The 18743-nt window shown below is 67.2% G+C and carries 17 protein-coding genes and 2 tRNA genes; 11 read left to right on the top strand and 8 right to left on the bottom strand.

What is annotated here, in order from left to right:
- Nucleotides 1-218: 218 nt before the first annotated feature.
- The 4 genes from ACFFJK_RS21300 to ACFFJK_RS21285 all read right to left on the bottom strand — a co-directional run bounded on the left by ACFFJK_RS21300 (nt 219) and on the right by ACFFJK_RS21285 (nt 3249).
- Nucleotides 219-401, bottom strand: a complete 183-nt coding sequence (locus tag ACFFJK_RS21300; RefSeq protein ID WP_379681675.1) for a hypothetical protein — start codon at nt 399-401, stop codon at nt 219-221.
- A gap of 71 nt (nt 402-472) precedes the next feature.
- Nucleotides 473-1378: a site-specific tyrosine recombinase XerD gene (gene xerD, locus ACFFJK_RS21295; RefSeq protein ID WP_379681674.1), complete on the bottom strand. Its 906-nt coding sequence runs from the start codon at nt 1376-1378 to the stop codon at nt 473-475.
- Entirely contained in the window at nt 1351-1875 is a 525-nt protein-coding gene (locus tag ACFFJK_RS21290) for a methylated-DNA--[protein]-cysteine S-methyltransferase (RefSeq protein WP_379681673.1), read from the bottom strand. Before ACFFJK_RS21290 ends, xerD begins: the two co-directional genes overlap by 28 nt.
- A 354-nt stretch (nt 1876-2229) precedes the next feature.
- Complete coding sequence (locus tag ACFFJK_RS21285; protein ID WP_379681672.1) at nt 2230-3249, bottom strand: TRAP transporter substrate-binding protein; 1020 nt, start codon at nt 3247-3249, stop codon at nt 2230-2232.
- Between the two features lie 133 nt (nt 3250-3382).
- Between ACFFJK_RS21285 and ACFFJK_RS21280 the strand changes: the two genes are divergently transcribed.
- The 3 genes from ACFFJK_RS21280 to ACFFJK_RS21270 all read left to right on the top strand — a co-directional run bounded on the left by ACFFJK_RS21280 (nt 3383) and on the right by ACFFJK_RS21270 (nt 6615).
- Nucleotides 3383-5386: a sensor histidine kinase gene (locus tag ACFFJK_RS21280; RefSeq protein WP_379681671.1), complete on the top strand. Its 2004-nt coding sequence runs from the start codon at nt 3383-3385 to the stop codon at nt 5384-5386.
- 76 nt (nt 5387-5462) lie between these two features.
- The gene (locus tag ACFFJK_RS21275) at nt 5463-6044 is read left to right on the top strand and encodes a response regulator transcription factor (RefSeq protein WP_379681670.1); all 582 of its coding nucleotides are present in this window, start codon (nt 5463-5465) and stop codon (nt 6042-6044) included.
- A gap of 190 nt (nt 6045-6234) precedes the next feature.
- Nucleotides 6235-6615, top strand: coding sequence for a DUF3052 family protein (locus ACFFJK_RS21270; protein WP_379681669.1), 381 nt, complete (start codon nt 6235-6237; stop codon nt 6613-6615).
- 38 nt (nt 6616-6653) lie between these two features.
- Here the strand turns inward: ACFFJK_RS21270 and queG are convergent, their stop codons facing one another.
- Entirely contained in the window at nt 6654-7766 is a 1113-nt protein-coding gene (gene queG / locus ACFFJK_RS21265; RefSeq protein WP_379681668.1) for a tRNA epoxyqueuosine(34) reductase QueG, read from the bottom strand.
- Between the two features lie 65 nt (nt 7767-7831).
- Between queG and tsaE the strand changes: the two genes are divergently transcribed.
- Genes tsaE through ACFFJK_RS21250 form a run of 3 tightly spaced genes read left to right on the top strand, consistent with a single transcriptional unit; the run spans nt 7832 to nt 10583 of the window.
- The gene (gene tsaE / locus ACFFJK_RS21260) at nt 7832-8320 is read left to right on the top strand and encodes a tRNA (adenosine(37)-N6)-threonylcarbamoyltransferase complex ATPase subunit type 1 TsaE (protein ID WP_379681667.1); all 489 of its coding nucleotides are present in this window, start codon (nt 7832-7834) and stop codon (nt 8318-8320) included.
- Nucleotides 8281-9729, top strand: coding sequence for an N-acetylmuramoyl-L-alanine amidase (locus tag ACFFJK_RS21255; RefSeq protein ID WP_379681666.1), 1449 nt, complete (start codon nt 8281-8283; stop codon nt 9727-9729). Before tsaE ends, ACFFJK_RS21255 begins: the two co-directional genes overlap by 40 nt.
- 53 nt (nt 9730-9782) lie before the next feature.
- Nucleotides 9783-10583, top strand: a complete 801-nt coding sequence (locus ACFFJK_RS21250) for a D-hexose-6-phosphate mutarotase (protein WP_379681665.1) — start codon at nt 9783-9785, stop codon at nt 10581-10583.
- Nucleotides 10584-10758: 175 nt separating this feature from the next.
- Here ACFFJK_RS21250 and ACFFJK_RS21245 read toward each other — a convergent pair whose 3' ends face one another.
- Both ACFFJK_RS21245 and ACFFJK_RS21240 read right to left on the bottom strand, forming a co-directional pair.
- Nucleotides 10759-11844: a carbonic anhydrase gene (locus ACFFJK_RS21245; RefSeq protein ID WP_379681703.1), complete on the bottom strand. Its 1086-nt coding sequence runs from the start codon at nt 11842-11844 to the stop codon at nt 10759-10761.
- A 120-nt stretch (nt 11845-11964) separates the two neighbouring features.
- On the bottom strand, nt 11965-12609 hold the full coding sequence (locus ACFFJK_RS21240) for a VTT domain-containing protein (RefSeq protein WP_379681664.1): 645 nt from the start codon (nt 12607-12609) through the stop codon (nt 11965-11967).
- 100 nt (nt 12610-12709) lie between these two features.
- On the opposite strand from ACFFJK_RS21240, the gene ACFFJK_RS21235 reads away from it, so the two are divergent.
- From ACFFJK_RS21235 to ACFFJK_RS21215, 5 genes are all read left to right on the top strand, one after another.
- Nucleotides 12710-13693, top strand: a complete 984-nt coding sequence (locus ACFFJK_RS21235) for a peptidylprolyl isomerase (protein WP_379681663.1) — start codon at nt 12710-12712, stop codon at nt 13691-13693.
- Between the two features lie 124 nt (nt 13694-13817).
- Complete coding sequence (gene mutL / locus ACFFJK_RS21230; protein WP_379681662.1) at nt 13818-15734, top strand: DNA mismatch repair endonuclease MutL; 1917 nt, start codon at nt 13818-13820, stop codon at nt 15732-15734.
- A 19-nt stretch (nt 15735-15753) separates the two neighbouring features.
- Entirely contained in the window at nt 15754-16728 is a 975-nt protein-coding gene (miaA, locus tag ACFFJK_RS21225; protein ID WP_379681661.1) for a tRNA (adenosine(37)-N6)-dimethylallyltransferase MiaA, read from the top strand.
- A gap of 69 nt (nt 16729-16797) precedes the next feature.
- Nucleotides 16798-16874, top strand: a tRNA-Met gene (locus ACFFJK_RS21220).
- Nucleotides 16875-16934: 60 nt separating this feature from the next.
- Nucleotides 16935-17011 (top strand) — tRNA-Met (locus ACFFJK_RS21215).
- A gap of 59 nt (nt 17012-17070) precedes the next feature.
- Here ACFFJK_RS21215 and ACFFJK_RS21210 read toward each other — a convergent pair.
- Nucleotides 17071-18702, bottom strand: a complete 1632-nt coding sequence (locus ACFFJK_RS21210) for a hybrid sensor histidine kinase/response regulator (protein WP_379681660.1) — start codon at nt 18700-18702, stop codon at nt 17071-17073.
- Nucleotides 18703-18743: the final 41 nt, after the last annotated feature.

Below are 18743 nucleotides of genomic sequence, written 5' to 3'. Positions count from 1 at the left end.
AGCCGACCGCCTGTCGCATCCGGCTGGCCCTTGCAAAAAACGCTATCTATAGTGACACGGTGCGCAAGGAGCTCCATCTTGGCCCCAAGACGGAGCCCGAGCGCGAAACCATTGCGTCTTTGCCGCATGCCGGGTGCGGGTAAGCACCCACGCGCGAACGCCGCCAGCGCCCATGCGGACGCTGGCGGCAAGGCCTTGCCCGGCGTCGGGCGCGGCGCTCAGGCGGTGTGCTGGTCAGCCGCTTCGCCCGCTGGTTCGGCCTCGGTGTCCGCGCCGGGTTCGGCGCCGCCTTCCGGCGTCCCGCGTTTCGCTTCCAGCTTGCGCCGGGCCTTCTCTTCCGCTTTGCGCTTCTTCTCCATTTCCCGCTGCCGTTTTTCGTACTGGAAGTTCGTCCGTGCCATGTTCACCTCATTGGAAGATGGATGGTGTGCTGCCCGGCCATTATGGCCGAGCGCGCGCCTCGCGGTTTGAATTAACCCCGCGGGTGATGCTGGGCATGCAGGTGCTTGAGGCGCTCGCGCGCAACATGCGTGTAGATCTGCGTGGTCGATATGTCGGCGTGTCCCAGCAGCAGTTGTACCACGCGCAAGTCGGCCCCGTGGTTCAGCAGGTGGGTGGCAAATGCGTGGCGCAGGGTGTGGGGCGACAGCGGGCCCTCGATGCCGGCCTTGCGCGCATGCTTCTTGATCAATATCCAGAACATCTGCCGCGTCATCGGTCCGCCGCGTCCGGTAACGAACAGCGCGTCGTCGACCTGGCCATTCAGGATGATCCCGCGCGCATCCTCCAGGTAACGCCCGAGCCAGATGCGCGCCTGTTCGCCGAAGGGCACCAGGCGCGTCTTGCTGCCCTTGCCCGTGATGCGCAGCACGCCGTCGTTCAAGCTCACTTCGACCAGTTTCAGGGCCACCAGTTCCGATACCCGCAGGCCGCTCGCATACATCAGTTCCAGCATGGTGCGCTCGCGCAACCCCAGCGGCGTGGCCACGTCCGGGGCGGCGAGCAGCGCCTCCACCTGGGCTTCGCTCAGCGTATGGACGAAGCGCGTCGGCTGCTTCGCCGAGGCCATCTTCTGGCAAGGGTCGGCATCGATCTGGTTGCGGCGCAGCGCCAGCCCGTAGAAGCGCTTGAGCACCGACAGGCGCCGGTTGGCCGAACTGGGCCGGGTGTCCGCGTGACGCTCGGCGAAATAGGCGGCGATGTCCTCGGGCTGCACCGCCAGCAGGCCGGCGCGCTCCGGTTTCTTCACTTCGAGCCAGCGCGCGAACAGGCGCAGGTCGCGGCGGTAGGCGTCGAGCGAATTTTTGGCCAGCCCCTGTTCCAGCCAGAGGGTGTCGCAGAACTCGTCGATCAGTCCCAGATCGATTGCTGCTGCCATGGGGAAGCGGTGGCGCCTTCGTGCCGCAGCAGCCAGCGCTTGACCGAAAGGTGGAAGCCGTTTTCGTCGTCCTGGTTCGAAAAGCCGCCCAGGCCGCCGGACGCGGTGACGCGGTGGCAGGGATTCACCAGGGGGAAGGGGTTGGCGCCGCAAGCCTGGCCGACCGCGCGCGGGGCCGAGCCGATCAGCTTGGCCACCTGGCCGTAGGTCTTGACGTTGCCGCGCGGGATGGCGGCGATCTCGGCCCAGACGCGGCGCTGGAATGCGGTGCCGGCCTCGAACAGGGGCAGGTCGAAGCGGTAATCGGGGTCGAGCAGGTACTGCGCGACCTGCCGCGCGGCCTGTTCGGCCACCGGGTTGTCCGCCGCTTTCGCCTCGAACGAGGGCGGCAGGTAGACCAGTTCGCGCACGCGGCCCTCGAGCGTCCGGATGCCGAGCGCGCCGAATGCCGCCGGCACGATGGCGTTGAACAAAGTGCTTCGCTGGTCTGTCTTCATGCTCGAATCTTAACCGCTGGAACATCCCCTTCGCCACCCCTTCTGGTGCGCAGGGACGAAAAAAAAGCGCACCTGCGGTGCGCTCCAATCGGGTCACGTCCCCGGCCGTTTAGCAGTGCTAACAGCTTCTGTAAAACGTGTGTCTCCTCGATTTGTCTCCGGTATGGATTACCGTGATTTTATCTATGCTCCCCAAAACCGTGTGTGTTCTGTTCGCGCACGCACCATGTGGGTGCGATAAGGCCCCATCATAACGCAAGCTCTTGGGTCAAGCGTATCTTTTTGACCACATTACCAAAATTATTTTACTTATGAAGAAATCGCATGACCGTTCGCTTGTGTGACAGAAATGTGTCACGGTGCGGGTGATGCGGCGACCTGGCGGCGGATCGCCTGGACCACATCCTTGCCGATGCGCTCTTCCATTTGTGCATACACGGGCTGCATCGCGCGGCGCCATTCGGCCTGCTGCTGCGGGGTAAGCGTATGGACAGTGGTCGTGCCTGCACGCCGGATCGCTTCCAGCGCGGCCTCGTTGGTACGCTGGGCGATGGTTTTCTCGTAGGCCGTGGCCTCGCGCATGGCGCGCTCGAGGTTGCGCCGGATGCCCGCCGGCAGGCCGTCCCAGAACTTCTTGTTGACGATGACCGCATAACCGAGATAACCATGGTTCGAGACGGTCAGGTGGCGCTGCGTCTCGTGCATCCGCTGCGTGTACATGTTCGACGGCGTGTTCTCGGTGCCCTCCACCACGCCGTCGCGCAGGGCCGGCGTCGTTTCCGAAAAGGCCAGCGCCACCGGCTGGGCGCCAAGCGTGCGCATCTGCACGTCCAGCACCTTGGAGGCCTGGATGCGCATGCGCACGCCGCGCAGATCGGACGGTTGCAGCAGCGGCTTGTTGGCCGACATCACCTTGAAGCCGTTGTCCCAGTAGGCCAGGCCGGTGATGCCCTTCGGTTCGAGCTTGCGCAAGAGGCTGCGGCCGATGCGGCCCTCGGTCACCGCGTACAGCGCCGCCTTCGAGGGGAAAATATAGGGCAGGTCGAAGGCTTCGAATTCCTTGACGCCCAGCGGCGAGAACTTGGCCAGCGACGGCGCCAGCATCTGTACCGCGCCCAGCTGCAGGGCTTCGAGTTCCTCGCGGTCCCTGTAGAGCTGGCTGTTCGGGTAGACTTCCACCTTTACCCGGCCACGGGTCATCTGCTCGGCCAGCAGCTTGAAGCGTTCGGCGGCGCGTCCTTTCGGCGTATCCGGTGCGACCACGTGGCTGAACTTGATGACGATCGGCGCCTGCGCCCGGGCGCCAGGGCTGGCGACAAGCGCGGCGCCGGCGAGCGCGGCAAGGAGCACGGCAGCCAGGGCTTTGTTCTGCATGGCGGTTCGGTTCTTCCTGATAACGATAAACGGTGGGGCCAGTCTGCGCGGCGCGCTGCGGCCGCGCCATCGTGGACTTCCACAATATAGCTGGACAATGAGCGGGACAGTGTAACCAAGTACGGAGCCCTCGATGAAATTTCCGTTTGCCCAGCCCCCCGGCCAGTTGCCGGCCACCGAGCGTGCGCGCTCCTGGCGCTGGCTGGTGCCGGTGCTGCTGGTGCTGCTGTTCCTGGCCGTCCTGATCTGGCTACCGTGGCAGGCACGCCAGATGGAAGCCACCGAACGCCAGGAGCAGTTGATTGCCGACACGTTGTGGGTCGAGCAGACCCTGCGCTTCGAGCTGACACGCAGCGAAGAGGCACTGGCCGCGCTGGGCACCGAGCTCGTCAGCCGTCCGCCAGCCCCGCAGGTGCTGCAGGCGCGCTTCGCCCAGATGTTCAAGAACGGCCCCGAGCTGCTGCGCGTGGTCTGGTACGACGCCGACGGCCAGGTCATGGCAAGCCACGGGCAAGAACCGCCCACCGCCCTGCCCGCTCCCACCCAGCTGGCGGCCGACGTCGCCAATGCCACCCGGCGCGGGCGCTACAGCGAGCCCTATGGCGCCACGGACGCCTCTTCCGGCGTGATCGACTTTTACCTGCCGCTGTACAAGGGCGGCCAACGCGCCGGCAGCCTGGTCGCCACCTACAGCCTGCAGGTGCTGCTCGACGAAGCCGTGCCCTGGTGGTTCGCGCAGGACAATGCCTTGTCCCTGCTCGACCGCGAGGACGATGTCGTGGCCCGGCGCGCGTCCGGCGGCCCGGGGCGCGGCGTCTACACGCACCGGCGCGAGCTCGACCTGCCGGGTGCGCTCGTGGTCCTGGCCACCGACAGCGTCAAGCGCGCACCCCAGCTGCTGCCGAACCTGCTGGTAGGGTCCGTCATCGTGCTGGCCCTCGGCCTGGTGCTGAGCCTGGGCGCCCTGTGGCGCCACATCTCGCGCACCCTGGCCGCCGAAGCGGCGCTGCGCCAGCAGATGGCTTTCCGCACCGCGATGGAAAATTCCCTGATCACCGGGCTGCGCGCGCGTGACCTGGAAGGACGCGTCACCTACGTGAACCGCGCCTTCTGCGAGATCGTCGGCTTGCCGGCGGAAGAGCTGGTGGGCAAGAAGCCGCCGATGCCCTACTGGGCCCCGGAAGTCATGCTCGAGTACGAGGAACGCTTCCGTGGCGTGCTGTCTGGGAACATCACACCGCAGTTCGAGACCGTGTTCCAGCGTCCCGACGGCACGCGCGTGCCGGTGCTGGTGTACGAAGCGCCGCTGGTGGACGCCGATGGGCGCCAGACCGGCTGGATGAGTTCGGTCCAGGACATCACCGACCGCAAGCGCGCCGAAGAACTCAACCGCCAGCAACAGGAAAAGCTGGAAACCAGCGCGCGCCTGGCGACGATGGGCGAGATCTCGTCGATGCTGGCGCACGAACTGAACCAGCCGCTGGCGGCGATCTCGAGCTATACGGCGGGCGCGCTCAACGTCCTGGATCGCAGCGCCCAGGCCGGCGAGCCGCTCAAGCCCGGCATGCTCAAGCATGCGCTGGAACAGGCGCGCCAGCAGGCCCAGCGTGCCGGCCAGATCATCCGCAGCGTGCACGAATTCGTGAAAAAACGCGAGCCGCGCCGCGAGACGATCACGATCCGCAGCGTGATCGACGGCGTGCACGCCCTGGTCGACCTGCAGGCGCGCCAGGCCGGCGTGGTGCTGCGCGTCGACATGGCGCCCCAGTTGCCGCCGGTGCTGGCCGACCGCGTGCTGCTGGAACAGGTGCTGCTCAACCTCACGCGCAACGCCATCGAAGCGATGCAGGACACGCGGGCGGACCAGCGCGTGCTGCGCATCGTCGCCGCACACGACGACGGCATGGTCACGGTGTCGGTGGTCGACCGCGGGCACGGCATCGCGCCGGAAGTGGCGGCCGGCCTGTTCTCGCCCTTCTATTCGACCAAGGCCGAAGGCATGGGCATGGGCCTGTCGATCTCGCGCACGGCGATCGAGTTCCACGGCGGCACCCTGACCCATGCGCCGAACCCGGAAGGCGGCACCATCTTTACTTTCGCGCTGCCCGCGCAAGCGGCAGGCGCGGCGCTGGGCTAAAATCCGCCTGCGGGAACCCTTGCTTCCCACGGCACCAACGACAACACGGCACAGCCCGACCTGACGGAGACACCCCATGCTGCACATCGTCGACGACGAAGACGTCATTCGCGACGCACTCGCCTGGCTGGCGCAGTCGCGCGGCCTGCCCGCACGCGGCTACGCGGGCGGACAGGCCTTCCTCGACGCCCTCGATGCGCCCGATCCGGCAGGCGACTGCGTGCTGCTGGACGTGCGCATGCCCGACATGAACGGCGTCGCCGTGTTTGACCAACTGGTAAAAAAAGGGCTGTTGCCGCGCCTGCCGGTGATCTTCCTGACCGGCCATGGCGACGTGCCGATGGCGGTCGATTCGCTCAAGCGCGGCGCTTTCGATTTCTTCGAAAAGCCCTTCAACGACAACATGCTGATGGACCGCGTGGAGGAAGCGCTGGCCGCCTCGCGCAAGGCGGCCGAGGTGGCGGCGGTGCAGGCGCGCCTGGCCACGCTGTCGGCGCGCGAGCGCGAAGTGCTCGACCTGATCCTGGCCGGGATGATGAACAAGGTCGTGGCCGACAAGCTCGGCATCAGCATGCGCACGGTCGAGGTCCACCGCGCGCACATCTTCGACAAGATGCAGGTCAAGACCGCCGTCGAGCTGGCCGGCCTGCTCAAGTAGGGTGGTCCGCCGTGCCGACCGCGCGGCCATCTTGCGAACACCGATACCGCCCTCAACTGTCCTTTGTTTTCCTCCCGTACACGCTTCCCAAGCGTCCCTGCGGTTTGCGGGAAGCCTTGTAAAATGAACCTGAACGCGCCGCCGCCGAGATAGCCCGCGGCGCAGCGGCGCACGCATTTTAGGAATTCTCATGAACGAAAAGACAGTTGCAGACAAGATGTTCCTGAGGGCGGCCAAGTCGATGCTGATCCTCAACGGCCAGGCCAATCCTGCCGTGGTGGCGCAGATGCCCGCCGAGCTCGTCAAGGAAGGCGATGGACCGTTCGACGTGATCCTGATGTTCGCGCTCAACCGCAAGGAACTCGAGCAGTATTTACCGGTTGCCAAGGAGCGCCTGGGCGACAAGGGTTCGCTGTGGATCGCCTACCTCAAGCAGACCGCCTCGAAGGCCACCGACATCAACCGCGATTCGATCAATGCCTATGCCAAGGAAAACGGCATCACCGGCGTGGCGATGATCTCGATCGACGGCGACTGGTCGGCCCTGCGCCTCAAGCGCATCGAAATCTGAATCGCGCGAGCGCCCGGCAAAACCCATGAGGGGAATTGTCAGGCGCTCACCGAGTGGCGGGCGAGCGCCCATTCGACGTGCTCCCGCACCAGCGCGGACGGGTGGGCGGCCCTTAAACGCAGGGCCGCCACGATCGCCGCGTCGCCCTTGCGCCCCACGGCGGCATTGCCCAGTCCCACGGCCAGGTTGCGCAGCCAGCGCTCGTGGCCGATCCGCCGGATCGGACTGCCTTCCATCCGGCGATTGAATTCCTCTTCTTCCCACCCGAACAATTCGACCATTCCGGTATCGCCGAGCCCATTGCGCTCGTCGAAATCGGGCAGTTGCGCGCGCTGCGCGAACTTGTTCCACGGGCAGGCCAGCTGGCAGTCGTCGCAGCCGTAGATGCGGTTGCCGATCAGCGGCCGGAATGCTTCCGGAATGCTGCCCTTCAGTTCGATCGTCAGGTAGGAAATGCAGCGCCGCGCATCCAGCCGGCCGGGGCCGAGGATGGCGCCGGTCGGGCAGGCGTCGATGCAGGCGTGGCAGCTGCCGCAGTGCGCCCCGGTGGGCGGATCGACCGGCAGCGGCAGGTCGACCAGGATTTCGCCGATGAAGAAGGTCGAGCCGGCACTGCGCGACAGCAGCAGGGTGTGCTTGCCGCGCCAGCCCAGGCCGGCCTTTTCGGCCAGCGGCAGTTCCATCACCGGGGCCGAATCCGTAAACACGCGGTAGCCCAGTTCGCCGACGGCCGCCTTCACGCGCTCGGCCAGTTGTTGCAGCCGGTTGCGCAAGACCTTGTGGTAGTCGCGGCCGCGCGCATACACCGACACCACGGCGGCGCCCGGTTCCAGCTGGCGCGCGGTCTCCCGTGCGCGCCAGTCGCCACCGTCCTCCATGCGCGCCATGGGCAGGTAATCCATGCGCGCGACGATGGCGCGCACCGTGCCGGGCACCAGTTCGCCCGGCCGCGCACGCTTCATGCCGTGGCTTGCCATATAATCCATCTCGCCATGGCAGCCGGCGTCCAGCCAGGCCTGCAGCCCGCTTTCCGCATGCGCCAGGTCGACGTCCGCGATGCGCACGTCGGCAAAACCGAGCTCCGCGCCCCACGCCTTGATGGCGCGCGCAAGCTCGTGCAGGTCGTGTGGGTCGGACGGGGAAGTCGGCATGGCAGGATGAACGACGCGGCGCCGGGTGCGCCGCATATGAGCTACTCAGCACGCTATTTTATTCGATGCAGCCTTTCAAAGCCTACTTGCCCGACGAATCCGCGACCGCCGCCCTGGGCGCGGCGCTGGCGCGCGCGCTCCAGCCCGGCCTGGTGATCTACCTGCACGGCGACCTCGGCGCCGGCAAGACCGCCCTCACCCGCGCGCTGATCCAGGCGGCCGGCCACAAGGGCACGGTCAAGAGCCCGACCTACACGCTGTCCGAGCCCTACCGCGTCGTGCTCGATGGACAGCCTGTCAACATCATCCACTACGACCTGTACCGGATGTCCAGCCCGGAAGAATTCCTGGACGCAGGCTTTCGCGAAGACTTCGACGGCAGGAACATTTGCATCGTCGAGTGGCCGGAAAAGGGCGACCCGGTGTTGCCGCCACCCGACGTCCGCGTGTTGCTTGACGTCAGCGGTCTCGGCCGTGAGGTAGAATTGCAGGCGTTGTCCCAATTAGGCCTGCTATGCCTCGACCGTCTCGCCTACGCCCCGCCGACTCCTTGATCCCCGGTTCGCCGCGTCGCCGCACCCTGCTCAAGGCCGGCGGCACGCTGCTGCTGTCCGTCATTGCGCCCCTGCCCGCCAGTGCGGCGCAGATCCTCGCCGTGCGTGTCTGGCCTGCGCCCGACTACACCCGGGTGACGCTGGAGAACGACACCAATCTCAAGGCCGAGCACTTCCTGCTCGCCGATCCGCCGCGGATGGTCGTCGACATCGACGGCCTCGGCCTGAACAACACGCTGAAAAGCCTGGTCGCCAAGATCGAGTCGAACGACCCTTACATCAAGCAGGTGCGCGTGGGCCAGAACCGCCCGAACGTCGTGCGCCTGGTGTTCGACCTGAAGGAAGAGATCAAGCCGCAAGTCTTTACCCTGGCCCCGGTGGCCGGCTACCAGCACCGCCTGATCTTCGACCTGTACCCGACCAGGCCGGTGGACCCGATCGCCGCCATGATCGAAAAGGGCGAGTGGACCGTGGACGGCACGCCGTCCGCGCCCACCGCCAGCGCCGCCGACGGCGCCAACCCGGCCTCTCCCCTGCCCGCCGCCCCGCCCGCGCAGACCCGCGCCGCGCCGGACGCGATCGCCAAGCTGGAAGCCGAGATGTCGGCGCTGGACGGCACCCCGCCGCCGCAGCGGGTGCAGCCGACGCCGGGCACATCGCCCGCCAAGCCGGCCCCGGCGCCGGCCGGGCAGAAGGTGATGCGCATGGTGACCATCGCGCTCGACCCCGGCCACGGCGGCGAAGACCCGGGCGCGATCGGCGCCAGGGGCAGCCGCGAGAAGGACATCGTGCTGGCCATTGCCAAGCGCCTGAAAACCAAGCTGGAGCAGTTGCCGAATACCCGCGTCATGCTCACGCGCGACGGCGACTACTTCGTGCCGCTCGGCCAGCGCGTGCAGAAGGCGCGCAAGGTGCAGGCCGACCTGTTCGTCTCGATCCACGCGGATGCCTGGATCTCGCCGACCGCGCGCGGCTCCTCGGTGTTCGTGCTGTCGGAAAAAGGCGCCAGCTCGAGCGCCGCGCGCTGGCTCGCCAACGACCAGAACAAGGCCGACCTGGTCGGCGGCGCCAATTTCGCGGTGCAGGACAAGCAGCTGGCCAGCGTGCTGTTCGACCTCTCCACCACGGCCCAGATCAACGACAGCCTCAAGGTCGGCAAGGCGGTGCTGCGCGAGATCGGCGGCATCAACCGCCTGCACAAGGCCTCGGTCGAGCAGGCCGGCTTCGCGGTGTTGAAGGCACCGGACATTCCGTCTATTCTGGTCGAAACGGCCTTCATCTCGAACCCGGAAGAAGAAGCGAAGCTGCGCGACGACCGCTACCAGGACCAGATGGCCGATGCGATCACCAAGGGCATCGCGCGCTACTTCGCCGACAACCCGCCGCTGGCCAAGAGCCGCCAGTCCTGACGAGCTGAACCGAGCTGAGCTGAATTGATCTGAACAAGAACCCGGAACCGGACATGACCCTCGCGACCCACACCACCTTCGGCCAGCTGCCCGCCATCCACCTCGTCGCGCCCGACGGCGCCGAAGCCGTCGTCACGCTGTACGGCGGCCACCTGGTCTCGTGGAAGGGCGCGGACGGCGCCGAGCGCATGTTCTGCAGCGCGAAGTCGGCGCTGGACGGCTCCAGGGCGATCCGCGGCGGCGTGCCGGTGATCTTCCCGCAGTTCGCCGAACGCGGCAGCGGCATGCGCCACGGCTTTGCGCGCGTCTCCACCTGGCGTTTCGAGGACAGCGGCATCGAAGAAGACGGGGCGGCCTGGGCGCTGTTCGGCCTGGCGCAGGGCGATTTGCCGGTGACCGTCGCCGATGCGTGGCCGCATGCCTTTGCCCTGGAGCTGCGGGTGGCGGTGCGCGCCAACGAGCTCGGCATGACGCTCACGGTGCGCAACCTCGGCGCGGAGACGCTCCCGTTCTCGGCCGCGCTGCACACCTACCACCTGGTGCCTGACGTGTGCGACGTGCGCATCGAGGGTATTTCCTCGGACGAGATCTCGATCATCGACAAGCTGGACAAGGTGTACCCGGACGTTACCGGCCGCGCAAGCATGGCCACCGGCGCCGGTGTGCTCGCCATCGAGCAGGACGGCTTTCCCGACGTGGTGGTGTGGAATCCCGGCGCCGTGGATGCGGCGGCGCTGGCGGACATGGAGAACGACGAATACAAGCGCTTCGTGTGCATCGAACCGGCCCTGCTCGACCCGCTCACGCTCGAGGCGGGCCAGGCCTGGACCGGCAGCTACCGCCTTTTGGCCTAGGACGGCGGTAGCAGCTATGCCGTTCAACCTATAGGGTGGCCGGCTTCGCCGGCCGCGCGGTCGACGCACGGATGCGCCGCGGTAGGTCACATTTGTGGTGAACGCGGGGCCGGGGAAACCCGGCCACCCTACGACCGATGCAAAAAAGCCTGCTTGCGCAGGCTTTCTTTATTGCTCAGTTCGATTCCTTGATCATGCGCCCGTTGCTCGGCTGGATCGGCCGCGCATTGAACGGATACAGGCGCGAGAACAGCGCCATCTGCGCCGGCGAGGCCTGCATCGGCTGCTTCATCACCAGCCACAGCACGTCCTCGGCACAGGACGGCTTGGTGACGGAGCCCATGTAGGTGAAGTATTCGCGCCGCTCCGGCAGGATGTCGTTGACGTCGATGACGATCGACGGCGACACGACCATGTGCTTTTCCAGCGGCAGGTTGTTCCACACCGTCTGGATCAGGTTGTTGGCCTTGCCGCGCTCGAGCAGCACGGCGAGGATGGCCAGCTTGCCGTCGAAGCTGCGGTGCACGAGCTGGACCTCCATTTCCGTGCCCTTGCCGTTGATGCGGTGCTCGGACGAGCGGTGGAAGTGGAACTGCTGCAGTTCGTAGGTGGTGTTGCCGACCGTGATGAAGTTGCCGCCGCCGACCGTCACCTGGATCGTGTGGCCGTTGTCGATCTCGCTGAACGAACTCGGGTGGTAGTCGAAGGTGATCTGCTCGAGGTCGACCTTGATGCCGTCGCGCAGGTCGATCGGCGACTGGCGCTTGCCGGTGCTGCACCTGGCCCAGTTCGAGTTGATGTCCGACCAGTTGGCCGGGCCATACTCGCCTTCGTAGGCCCAGTGGGTGCCGTTCTTCGGCTTGTTGGCGGCGGCGATCGCGGCTTCGGCTTCCTTGCGGCGCTTCGCTTCCGCCGCCTTGCGCGCCTTCGCGGCCGCGGCGGCGCGCGCGGCCTGCTGCTCGCGCAGCTGCGCCAGGCGCTCGGCGATGCGGACCGACAGGTCGACCTCGGCCTGGTCTTCGCTGGCGACCGGGTTGGCCGCCGCAGGCACGGGGCGGGCGGCAGCGGACCGCGCGTCCGCCGCGGCGGCCAGGGCCTTGATGTCCGGCTTCACGGCGCCGACGCTGGGCTTGCCTTCAAGGATGGCCTTGACGTCGGCCGTCTTGCCGTCGGCCGGCTTGGACGGTTTGGGAGCGGGGTCGCTCGCGCTTGCGGAGGCCATGACAAGGCTGCAAGCCAACAGGGCGATGAGGTGGCGCATGAGAATCCAGGGAGTGTCTGTCCTCATGCTTATCGGCAATAAAGACGGCAAACTTGAGTGCGCCAAAAGAAGAACGCCCCGAACATCCGGGGCGCTGCAAGGATGGCAACAGGCGCCGGCCTACCTGCCGAGCATGCGGCGGCCGAATTTGTACAGTCCGCCGATTGCCAGCGGCACCATTGCCGCCGAGATCCCGACCAGTACGATCTCGGTCAAGTGCTCCTTGACGATCGGGACATTGCCGAACAGATAACCTGCCGTGACCAGGCTCGCCACCCACAATACGGCGCCGGTCACGTTAAACAGCTGAAAACGTGCCAGCGTCATGTCGGACACGCCGGCGACCAGGGGCGCAAAGCTGCGCACCACCGGCACGAAGCGCGCCACGATGATGGTCTTGCCGCCGTGCTTTTCAAAAAAATCATGGGTACGCCGCAGCGCGCTCTTGTTGATCCAGCGGTAGTCATGCGTGAACACCCGGTGGCCGATGGCCCGCCCGATCGCGTAATTCAGGGTGTTGCCCGTGACTGCCGCCGTGATCAGGAGCGCCATCAACAGCGGAAAATGCATCTGGCCGGTAGCGCAGAAGGCGCCCGCGATGAACAGCAGGGTATCGCCGGGCAGGAAGAAGAACAGGACCAGGCCGGTTTCGCTGAACACGATCGCGAACAGCACGATGTACACATAGGTGCCGTACTGGGCCAGCAGCGTGCCCAGCGTTTTATCGACATGGAGAATCATGTCGATAAATTGCATCAGATCCATAGTCGCCCTAATTGGTAGCCGCGCATCATACCACCGCGTGCCTTTACGTTCTGACCACATTCCAGCACAATCGTCCGATACCATATCGACAGGAGACTGCATGACCGTTCCGTTCACCGCCCTGCCCGGCGCCGCGCGCCTTGCCACGGCCGCGCTGGCCCTGTTCGCTGTCGCCGCCGCCGCCGCAGTTGCTGCGCCCGCTGCGCCCGCTGCGCCCGCCGCGCCCGCCGCATCGGCCAAGGCGGCAAAGGAACTGCCGCCCAAGCCCTCGCTGGCGGACGTGGTCAAGGCCTCGAAGCCGGCCGACTGGCGGCCGCTCGACCCCGAGAACACGCTGTACATGGAGTTGCCGACCGGCCGCGTCATCCTCGAACTGGCCCCGGCCTTTGCGCCGAACACCGCCGCCAACATCCGCGCACTGGTGCGCGAGCGCTATTTCGACGACCTGTTCATCATCCGTTCGCAGGACGGCTTCGTGGTGCAGTGGGGCGACCCGGACGAAGACAATCCCAAGCCCTTCAAGGCCGCCAAGGCCGTGAAGGCCGAGTTCACCGCGCCGATCAAGGCCGCCGCCAGCTTCACCCGCCTGAAGGATGGCGACGTGTACGCGCCCCAGGTCGGCCACGCGGGCGGCTTCCCGGCGGCGCGCGACCCGGCCACGGGCCGGACCTGGCTGGTGCATTGCTACGCAATGGTGGGCGTGGCGCGCGACACCGATGCCGACACCGGCAACGGCTCCCAGCTGTACGTCGTGACCGGCCATGCGCCGCGCCACCTCGACCGCAACATCACCGTGGTCGGCCGCGTCGTGTCCGGCATGCCCTTGCTGTCGGTGCAACCGCGCGGCACCGGCGCCGCCGGCTTCTACGAGAAGCCGGAACAGCGCATGCCGATCAAGGCGGTGCGCATCGCGGCCGACGTGCCGGAAGCCGAGCGCTCCCGGCTCGAGGTGATGCGCACCGAAAGCGCCACCTACCAGGCGGTGGTGGAAGCCCAGCGCAACCGCGGCGGGCCGTGGACCAAGGTCGCGGCCGGCAAGATCGACCTGTGCAATGCGCCGATTCCGGTGCGCGAGCAGCAGTAAGCGGTATCGTGCATTGGTAGGGTTGGCGGGGAAACATGAATGGTCGCGCGGCTATTCCGCTCCGGCTGAACGCGTGGGCGGCATAGCCGCCCACCCTGCAAAAGCGGCGGGATATAATCGCCGCATGAACGCCCCTGCCCCCACCCACCGTCCGATCCAGCAGCTTCCGGACCAGCTCATCTCCCAGATTGCCGCCGGCGAGGTCGTCGAGCGCCCGTCGGCCGTCGTCAAGGAGCTGTTGGAGAACGCGCTCGACGCCGGCGCCACCCAGATCACCGTGCGCCTGGAAGAAGGCGGCGTCAAGCGTATCGCCATTACCGACAACGGCCGCGGCATCCCGCCAGAAGAGCTGCCGCTGGCCCTGGCGCGCCACGCCACCTCCAAGATCGCCTCGCTGCACGACCTGGAGCACGTGGGCACGCTGGGTTTCCGCGGCGAGGCGCTGGCCTCGATCGCCTCGGTGGCGGCGGTGCGCATCACCTCGCGCACGCCGGGAGCCGCCCACGCCTATGAGATCGTCGGCTCGCACGAGGGCACGGTGGCGCCCTCCTCCGGCGCCTTCGGCACCACTATCGACGTGCAGGACCTGTACTTCAACACCCCGGCGCGCCGCAAGTTCCTGAAGTCCGAGCAGACCGAGTACGGCCACTGCGCCGAGGTCGTGCGCCGCATCGCCCTGGCCAGGCCGGACGTTTCCTTCAGCCTCACGCACAACGGCCGCACCATCGACCACTGGAACGTGAGCGAAGGCGCCAAGCGCAGCGCCCAGATCCTCGGCAACGACTTCGCCGAAGCGCGCCTGCAACTCGACGAGTCGGCCGGCCCGCTGCGCCTGCACGGCTACGTCGGCCTGCCGACCGCCTCCAAGGCGCGCGCCGACGGCCAGTTCTTCTATGTGAACGGGCGCTTCGTGCGCGACAAGCTCCTGGTGCACGCGGTGCGCGCCGCCTACCAGGACGTGCTGCACGGCGACCGCTTCCCGTCCTACGTGCTGTCGCTCGACCTCGACCCGGCGCTGGTGGACGTGAACGTGCACCCGTCGAAGATCGAGGTGCGCTTCCGCGACAGCCGCGCGGTGCACCAGTTCGTGTTTCACGCGGTGCAGCGCGCGCTGGCGCAGACTTCCGCCACCGCGCACGGCAGCGCACCGGCGCCGATTTCCGCCGCCGAGATCCGGCCCACCGGCACGTCCGCATGGGCGCCGCGCCCGCACGAGCAGACCTCGTTCGGCGCGCAGCTGGCCCCCAGCTTCTCGCCTTCGCCGTTTGCGCCGGGCAGCCGCTGGGACGATCCGCGCCCGCAGCCGCATGGGGCGTCCTCGAGCGGCGGCGTGGCGCAGCGTACGGAAGCCTATGGCGCGCTGTTCGCATCGGAGGCGCCGGCCCGGCCTGCGGCTCCCATCGGTGTGCCGCTGTCCGCCTCCGAGCGCCCGCTGTCGAACGAGGACTTCCCGCTCGGCTTCGCGCTGGCCCAGCTGCACGGCATCTACATCCTGGCCCAGAACACCAAGGGCCTGGTGCTGGTGGACATGCACGCGGCGCACGAACGCATCCTGTACGAGCAGATCAAGAACGCGCTGGACGCACGGCTTGAGGGCGAGGAACTGCAGGTGCAGCAGCTCCTGATCCCGGTGACCTTCTACGCCGACGCCGTCGAGGTGGCGACCGCGCAGGACCACGGCGAGACCCTCAAAACGCTCGGTTTCGACATCGCCGCGCTGTCGCCGACCACCCTCGCCGTGCGCACCGTGCCCACCCTGCTCAAGAACGCCGACGCCCAGACCCTGGCGCGCGACGTGCTGCGCGACGTGCGCGAATTCGGCGGCTCGCGCGTGCTGATCGAGCGCCGCAACGAATTGCTGGGCACCCTGGCCTGCCACACGGCGGTGCGCGCCAACCGCATCCTCTCGATCCAGGAAATGAACGCACTGCTGCGCCAGATGGAGAACACGGAGCGCGCCGACCAGTGCAACCACGGCCGTCCGACCTGGGTCCAGCTCGAAATCTCCGCACTCGACAAGCTTTTCCTGCGCGGCCAATGATGCCGCCGCTTTAACGAACATGACTAGCAAGAAACCGATGGCCGTGGCCATCATGGGCCCGACCGCGTCGGGCAAGACCGCGGCCGCGCTGGCGATCGCCAGGACGCGCCCCGTGGAGATCATCTCGGTGGATTCGGCTCTGGTGTACCGCGGCATGGACATCGGCACCGCCAAGCCCTCGCCGGAAGAACTGGCGAGCGTGCCGCACCACCTGATCGACATCATCGACCCGCTGGAAGCCTATTCGGTGGCGCAGTTCCGCGACGACGCGATCCGCCTGGTGGGCGAGATCACGGCGCGCGGCGCGCTGCCGCTGCTGGTGGGCGGCACGATGATGTACTTCAAGGGCCTGACCGACAGCCTGGACGACCTGCCGACTGCCGACCAGGCCGTGCGCGCGGACATCGAGGCCGAAGCCGCCCGGATTGGCTGGCCCGGCATGCACGCGAAGCTGCGCACGCTCGACCCGGCCACGGCCGAGCGCCTCAAGCCGAACGACGCCCAGCGCATCAACCGCGCGCTCGAGATCATCGCCCTCACCGGCAAGCCGATGTCCGAGCTGCTGGGACGGCGCGAAAAGCCCGAGCTGCCCTTCGACCTGGTCTCGTTCGCGCTGGAGCCTTCCGACCGCGCGGCGCTGCACCAGCGCATCGCGCTGCGCTTCGACCAGATGCTGGGCACGCGCGACGACGCGGGCCTGGTGGCGGAAGTGGCGCGCCTGCGCGCACGCGGCGACCTGACGCCCAACCTGCCCTCGATGCGCTGCGTCGGCTACCGCCAGACCTGGGACTACCTCGACGGCGCCATCGACCGCAGCGCGTTGCGCGAGCTGGGCATCATCGCCACCCGCCAGCTGGCGAAACGGCAGATCACCTGGCTGCGCGCGATGCCGGAGCGGATCGTGATAGACTGCCTTGGCAGCGATCCCACGCAAGCCCTGCTCGACCGGCTGCGTGAGCTTGAACGCGAGTTGGAAGAAAAGCATCGCCCGTAGATTTTTCGTTGCGATGCGGCGTCCAGCCTTGACAGGCCGCGCCCCAGCTTGGATAATGCCTGCCGTTGCGGTGATATAGCTCAGCTGGTTAGAGCACAGCACTCATAATGCTGGGGTCGGTGGTTCAAGTCCACCTATCACCACCACAGAATTCCATGCGAATGGCTTGGCTCACAGGGTCAAGCCATTTTGTTTTACCCGTTTTCGGTGATATAGCTCAGCTGGTTAGAGCACAGCACTCATAATGCTGGGGTCGGTGGTTCAAGTCCACCTATCACCACCAGACAAGAATGGCCCGGTTCGCAGGAACCGGGCCATTTTTCTTTCCAGCCCCAGCCGCCCTCAAGTGTCGGATGGCGTACGCCCGACATCGTGCAACTGGGACAGCAGCGCCACCAGCCGCGCCATGTCGACCGGCTTGACGAAATGATGGTCGAACCCGGCGGCGGCGCTCTTTTCGCGGTCGCTCGCATGGCCATACCCGGTGATCGCGACGATGGTTGCCCGGGCGGCCCCGGGCTGCAGGCGGATGCGGCGCGCCAGTTCGTAACCGTCCATGCCCGGCAAGCCAAGGTCGAGCAGCAGGGCGTCGAACGTGCCGCTTTTCGCCGCCTCGATGGCGCGCGCAGGATCATGCTCCACCGTCACCACATGCCCACTGGCTTCCAGGTACATGACGAGGGTCGAGGCCGCATCCTCGTTGTCGTCGACGACCAGGGTGCGCAAGGCCTGGCGCGACTGCGCATCGGCCGGGGCCTGGACCGCGTCCACTTCGTCGCCCTGCGCTTCGCTGCGCGGCAACATCACCCGCAGGCGGCTGCCGTGGCCGATTCCCTCGCTGTGCGCACTGACCTTGCCGCCATGCAGGCCCACCAGGCTGCGCACGAGCGGCAGGCCCAGCCCGAGACCGCCCTGGCTCCGGTCCGGCGTGCGTTCGGCCTGCACGAAGAGCTCGAAGGCGCGCCGGATCAGGCCCGGCTCCATGCCGATGCCGTTGTCGCTCACCTCGATCGTCACCGTGTCCGGCGCGGTGGCTACCCGCACCCCGATGCTGCCGCCCTCGGGCGTATATTTGGCGGCGTTGTTCAGCAGGTTGACCAGCACCTGCACCAGCCGTTTGGCATCCCCGTCGACACAGGCCGGCCCCGGCGGCAGCTCCAGCGCGACGCGGTGGCGCTTGGCCTCGACCAGGGGCTGCGACTGCTCCAGCGCCAGTGCAACCAGGCGTTTGACGTCGACCGGCGCGCGTTCCAGCGCCACCAGCCCGCGCGTGACGCGCGACACGTCCAGCAGGTCATCGATGAGGCCCGTCATGTGCCGTACCTGGCGGGTAATGACGCCGCTGGCATGCCTGGCCTGCTCGCCGGCAGCAGTCATCGACAGCAGGTCGGCCGCTGCGCTGATCGGCGCAAGGGGATTGCGCAGCTCGTGGGCGAGCATGGCAAGGAATTCGTCTTTCGCGCGGCTGGCCTGCTCGCGTTCGTGGGTTGCCCGCGCCGCGTGCAGGCCGGTGACCGCCAGCGAGGTCGCGGCCCGCAGGAAAGCCATTTGGTTAAAGGTAGGAAATTGCACATCCGGCGAACCGAACAGGATCTTCCCGCCGAGCTGGCCATAGCCCATGCTCAGGCGCAGCAAGCGCATCGGTCCGAGCGGGGTGTCCGCCTCGAAGACGCGTCCGTCCGCTACCGGCGTGCGCAACAGCGCTTGGCAAGCCGTTGCCAGCGTAGCCTGCGCCTCCTGCTCCACCGGCAGGCCGTCGAGGTGCATGCGCACGAGCGTCGGCTGCTCGGGCAGCACCACGGTCTCGAGGTAGGACAGGCGTACCGGTACCACCCGATAGATGGCCTGCAGCATCAGCTGCAGGATGGTTTCACCGTCGCGCCCGGCCCACAGGGCCGGCAAAGCAAGCAGGCCCATCAGGTCTCGCACGCCCTGCTCGGCAGTGTCTTGCGGCGGCGCGTCCACTGCGGGCATGTCGTGCGCTTTCACTGGTTCGGCTGCCGGTCGGTGTACAG

The sequence above is a fragment of the Massilia consociata genome (genome assembly GCF_042432755.1).
In the GTDB taxonomy this organism is placed as follows: Bacteria; Pseudomonadota; Gammaproteobacteria; order Burkholderiales; family Burkholderiaceae_D; genus Telluria; species Telluria consociata.
Note: the sequence above shows the minus strand (reverse complement) of the source record. Positions and strands in the feature narration are given on the sequence as shown.

Coding starts and splice junctions, on each gene's coding strand:
- ACFFJK_RS21300 (WP_379681675.1), bottom strand. CDS start 401: ATGGCACGGACGAACTTCCAGTACGAAAAACGGCAGCGGGAAATGGAG.
- xerD (WP_379681674.1), bottom strand. CDS start 1,378: ATGGCAGCAGCAATCGATCTGGGACTGATCGACGAGTTCTGCGACACC.
- ACFFJK_RS21290 (WP_379681673.1), bottom strand. CDS start 1,875: ATGAAGACAGACCAGCGAAGCACTTTGTTCAACGCCATCGTGCCGGCG.
- ACFFJK_RS21285 (WP_379681672.1), bottom strand. CDS start 3,249: ATGCAGAACAAAGCCCTGGCTGCCGTGCTCCTTGCCGCGCTCGCCGGC.
- ACFFJK_RS21280 (WP_379681671.1), top strand. CDS start 3,383: ATGAAATTTCCGTTTGCCCAGCCCCCCGGCCAGTTGCCGGCCACCGAG.
- ACFFJK_RS21275 (WP_379681670.1), top strand. CDS start 5,463: ATGCTGCACATCGTCGACGACGAAGACGTCATTCGCGACGCACTCGCC.
- ACFFJK_RS21270 (WP_379681669.1), top strand. CDS start 6,235: ATGAACGAAAAGACAGTTGCAGACAAGATGTTCCTGAGGGCGGCCAAG.
- queG (WP_379681668.1), bottom strand. CDS start 7,766: ATGCCGACTTCCCCGTCCGACCCACACGACCTGCACGAGCTTGCGCGC.
- tsaE (WP_379681667.1), top strand. CDS start 7,832: ATGCAGCCTTTCAAAGCCTACTTGCCCGACGAATCCGCGACCGCCGCC.
- ACFFJK_RS21255 (WP_379681666.1), top strand. CDS start 8,281: ATGCCTCGACCGTCTCGCCTACGCCCCGCCGACTCCTTGATCCCCGGT.
- ACFFJK_RS21250 (WP_379681665.1), top strand. CDS start 9,783: ATGACCCTCGCGACCCACACCACCTTCGGCCAGCTGCCCGCCATCCAC.
- ACFFJK_RS21245 (WP_379681703.1), bottom strand. CDS start 11,844: ATGCGCCACCTCATCGCCCTGTTGGCTTGCAGCCTTGTCATGGCCTCC.
- ACFFJK_RS21240 (WP_379681664.1), bottom strand. CDS start 12,609: ATGGATCTGATGCAATTTATCGACATGATTCTCCATGTCGATAAAACG.
- ACFFJK_RS21235 (WP_379681663.1), top strand. CDS start 12,710: ATGACCGTTCCGTTCACCGCCCTGCCCGGCGCCGCGCGCCTTGCCACG.
- mutL (WP_379681662.1), top strand. CDS start 13,818: ATGAACGCCCCTGCCCCCACCCACCGTCCGATCCAGCAGCTTCCGGAC.
- miaA (WP_379681661.1), top strand. CDS start 15,754: ATGACTAGCAAGAAACCGATGGCCGTGGCCATCATGGGCCCGACCGCG.
- ACFFJK_RS21210 (WP_379681660.1), bottom strand. CDS start 18,702: ATGCCCGCAGTGGACGCGCCGCCGCAAGACACTGCCGAGCAGGGCGTG.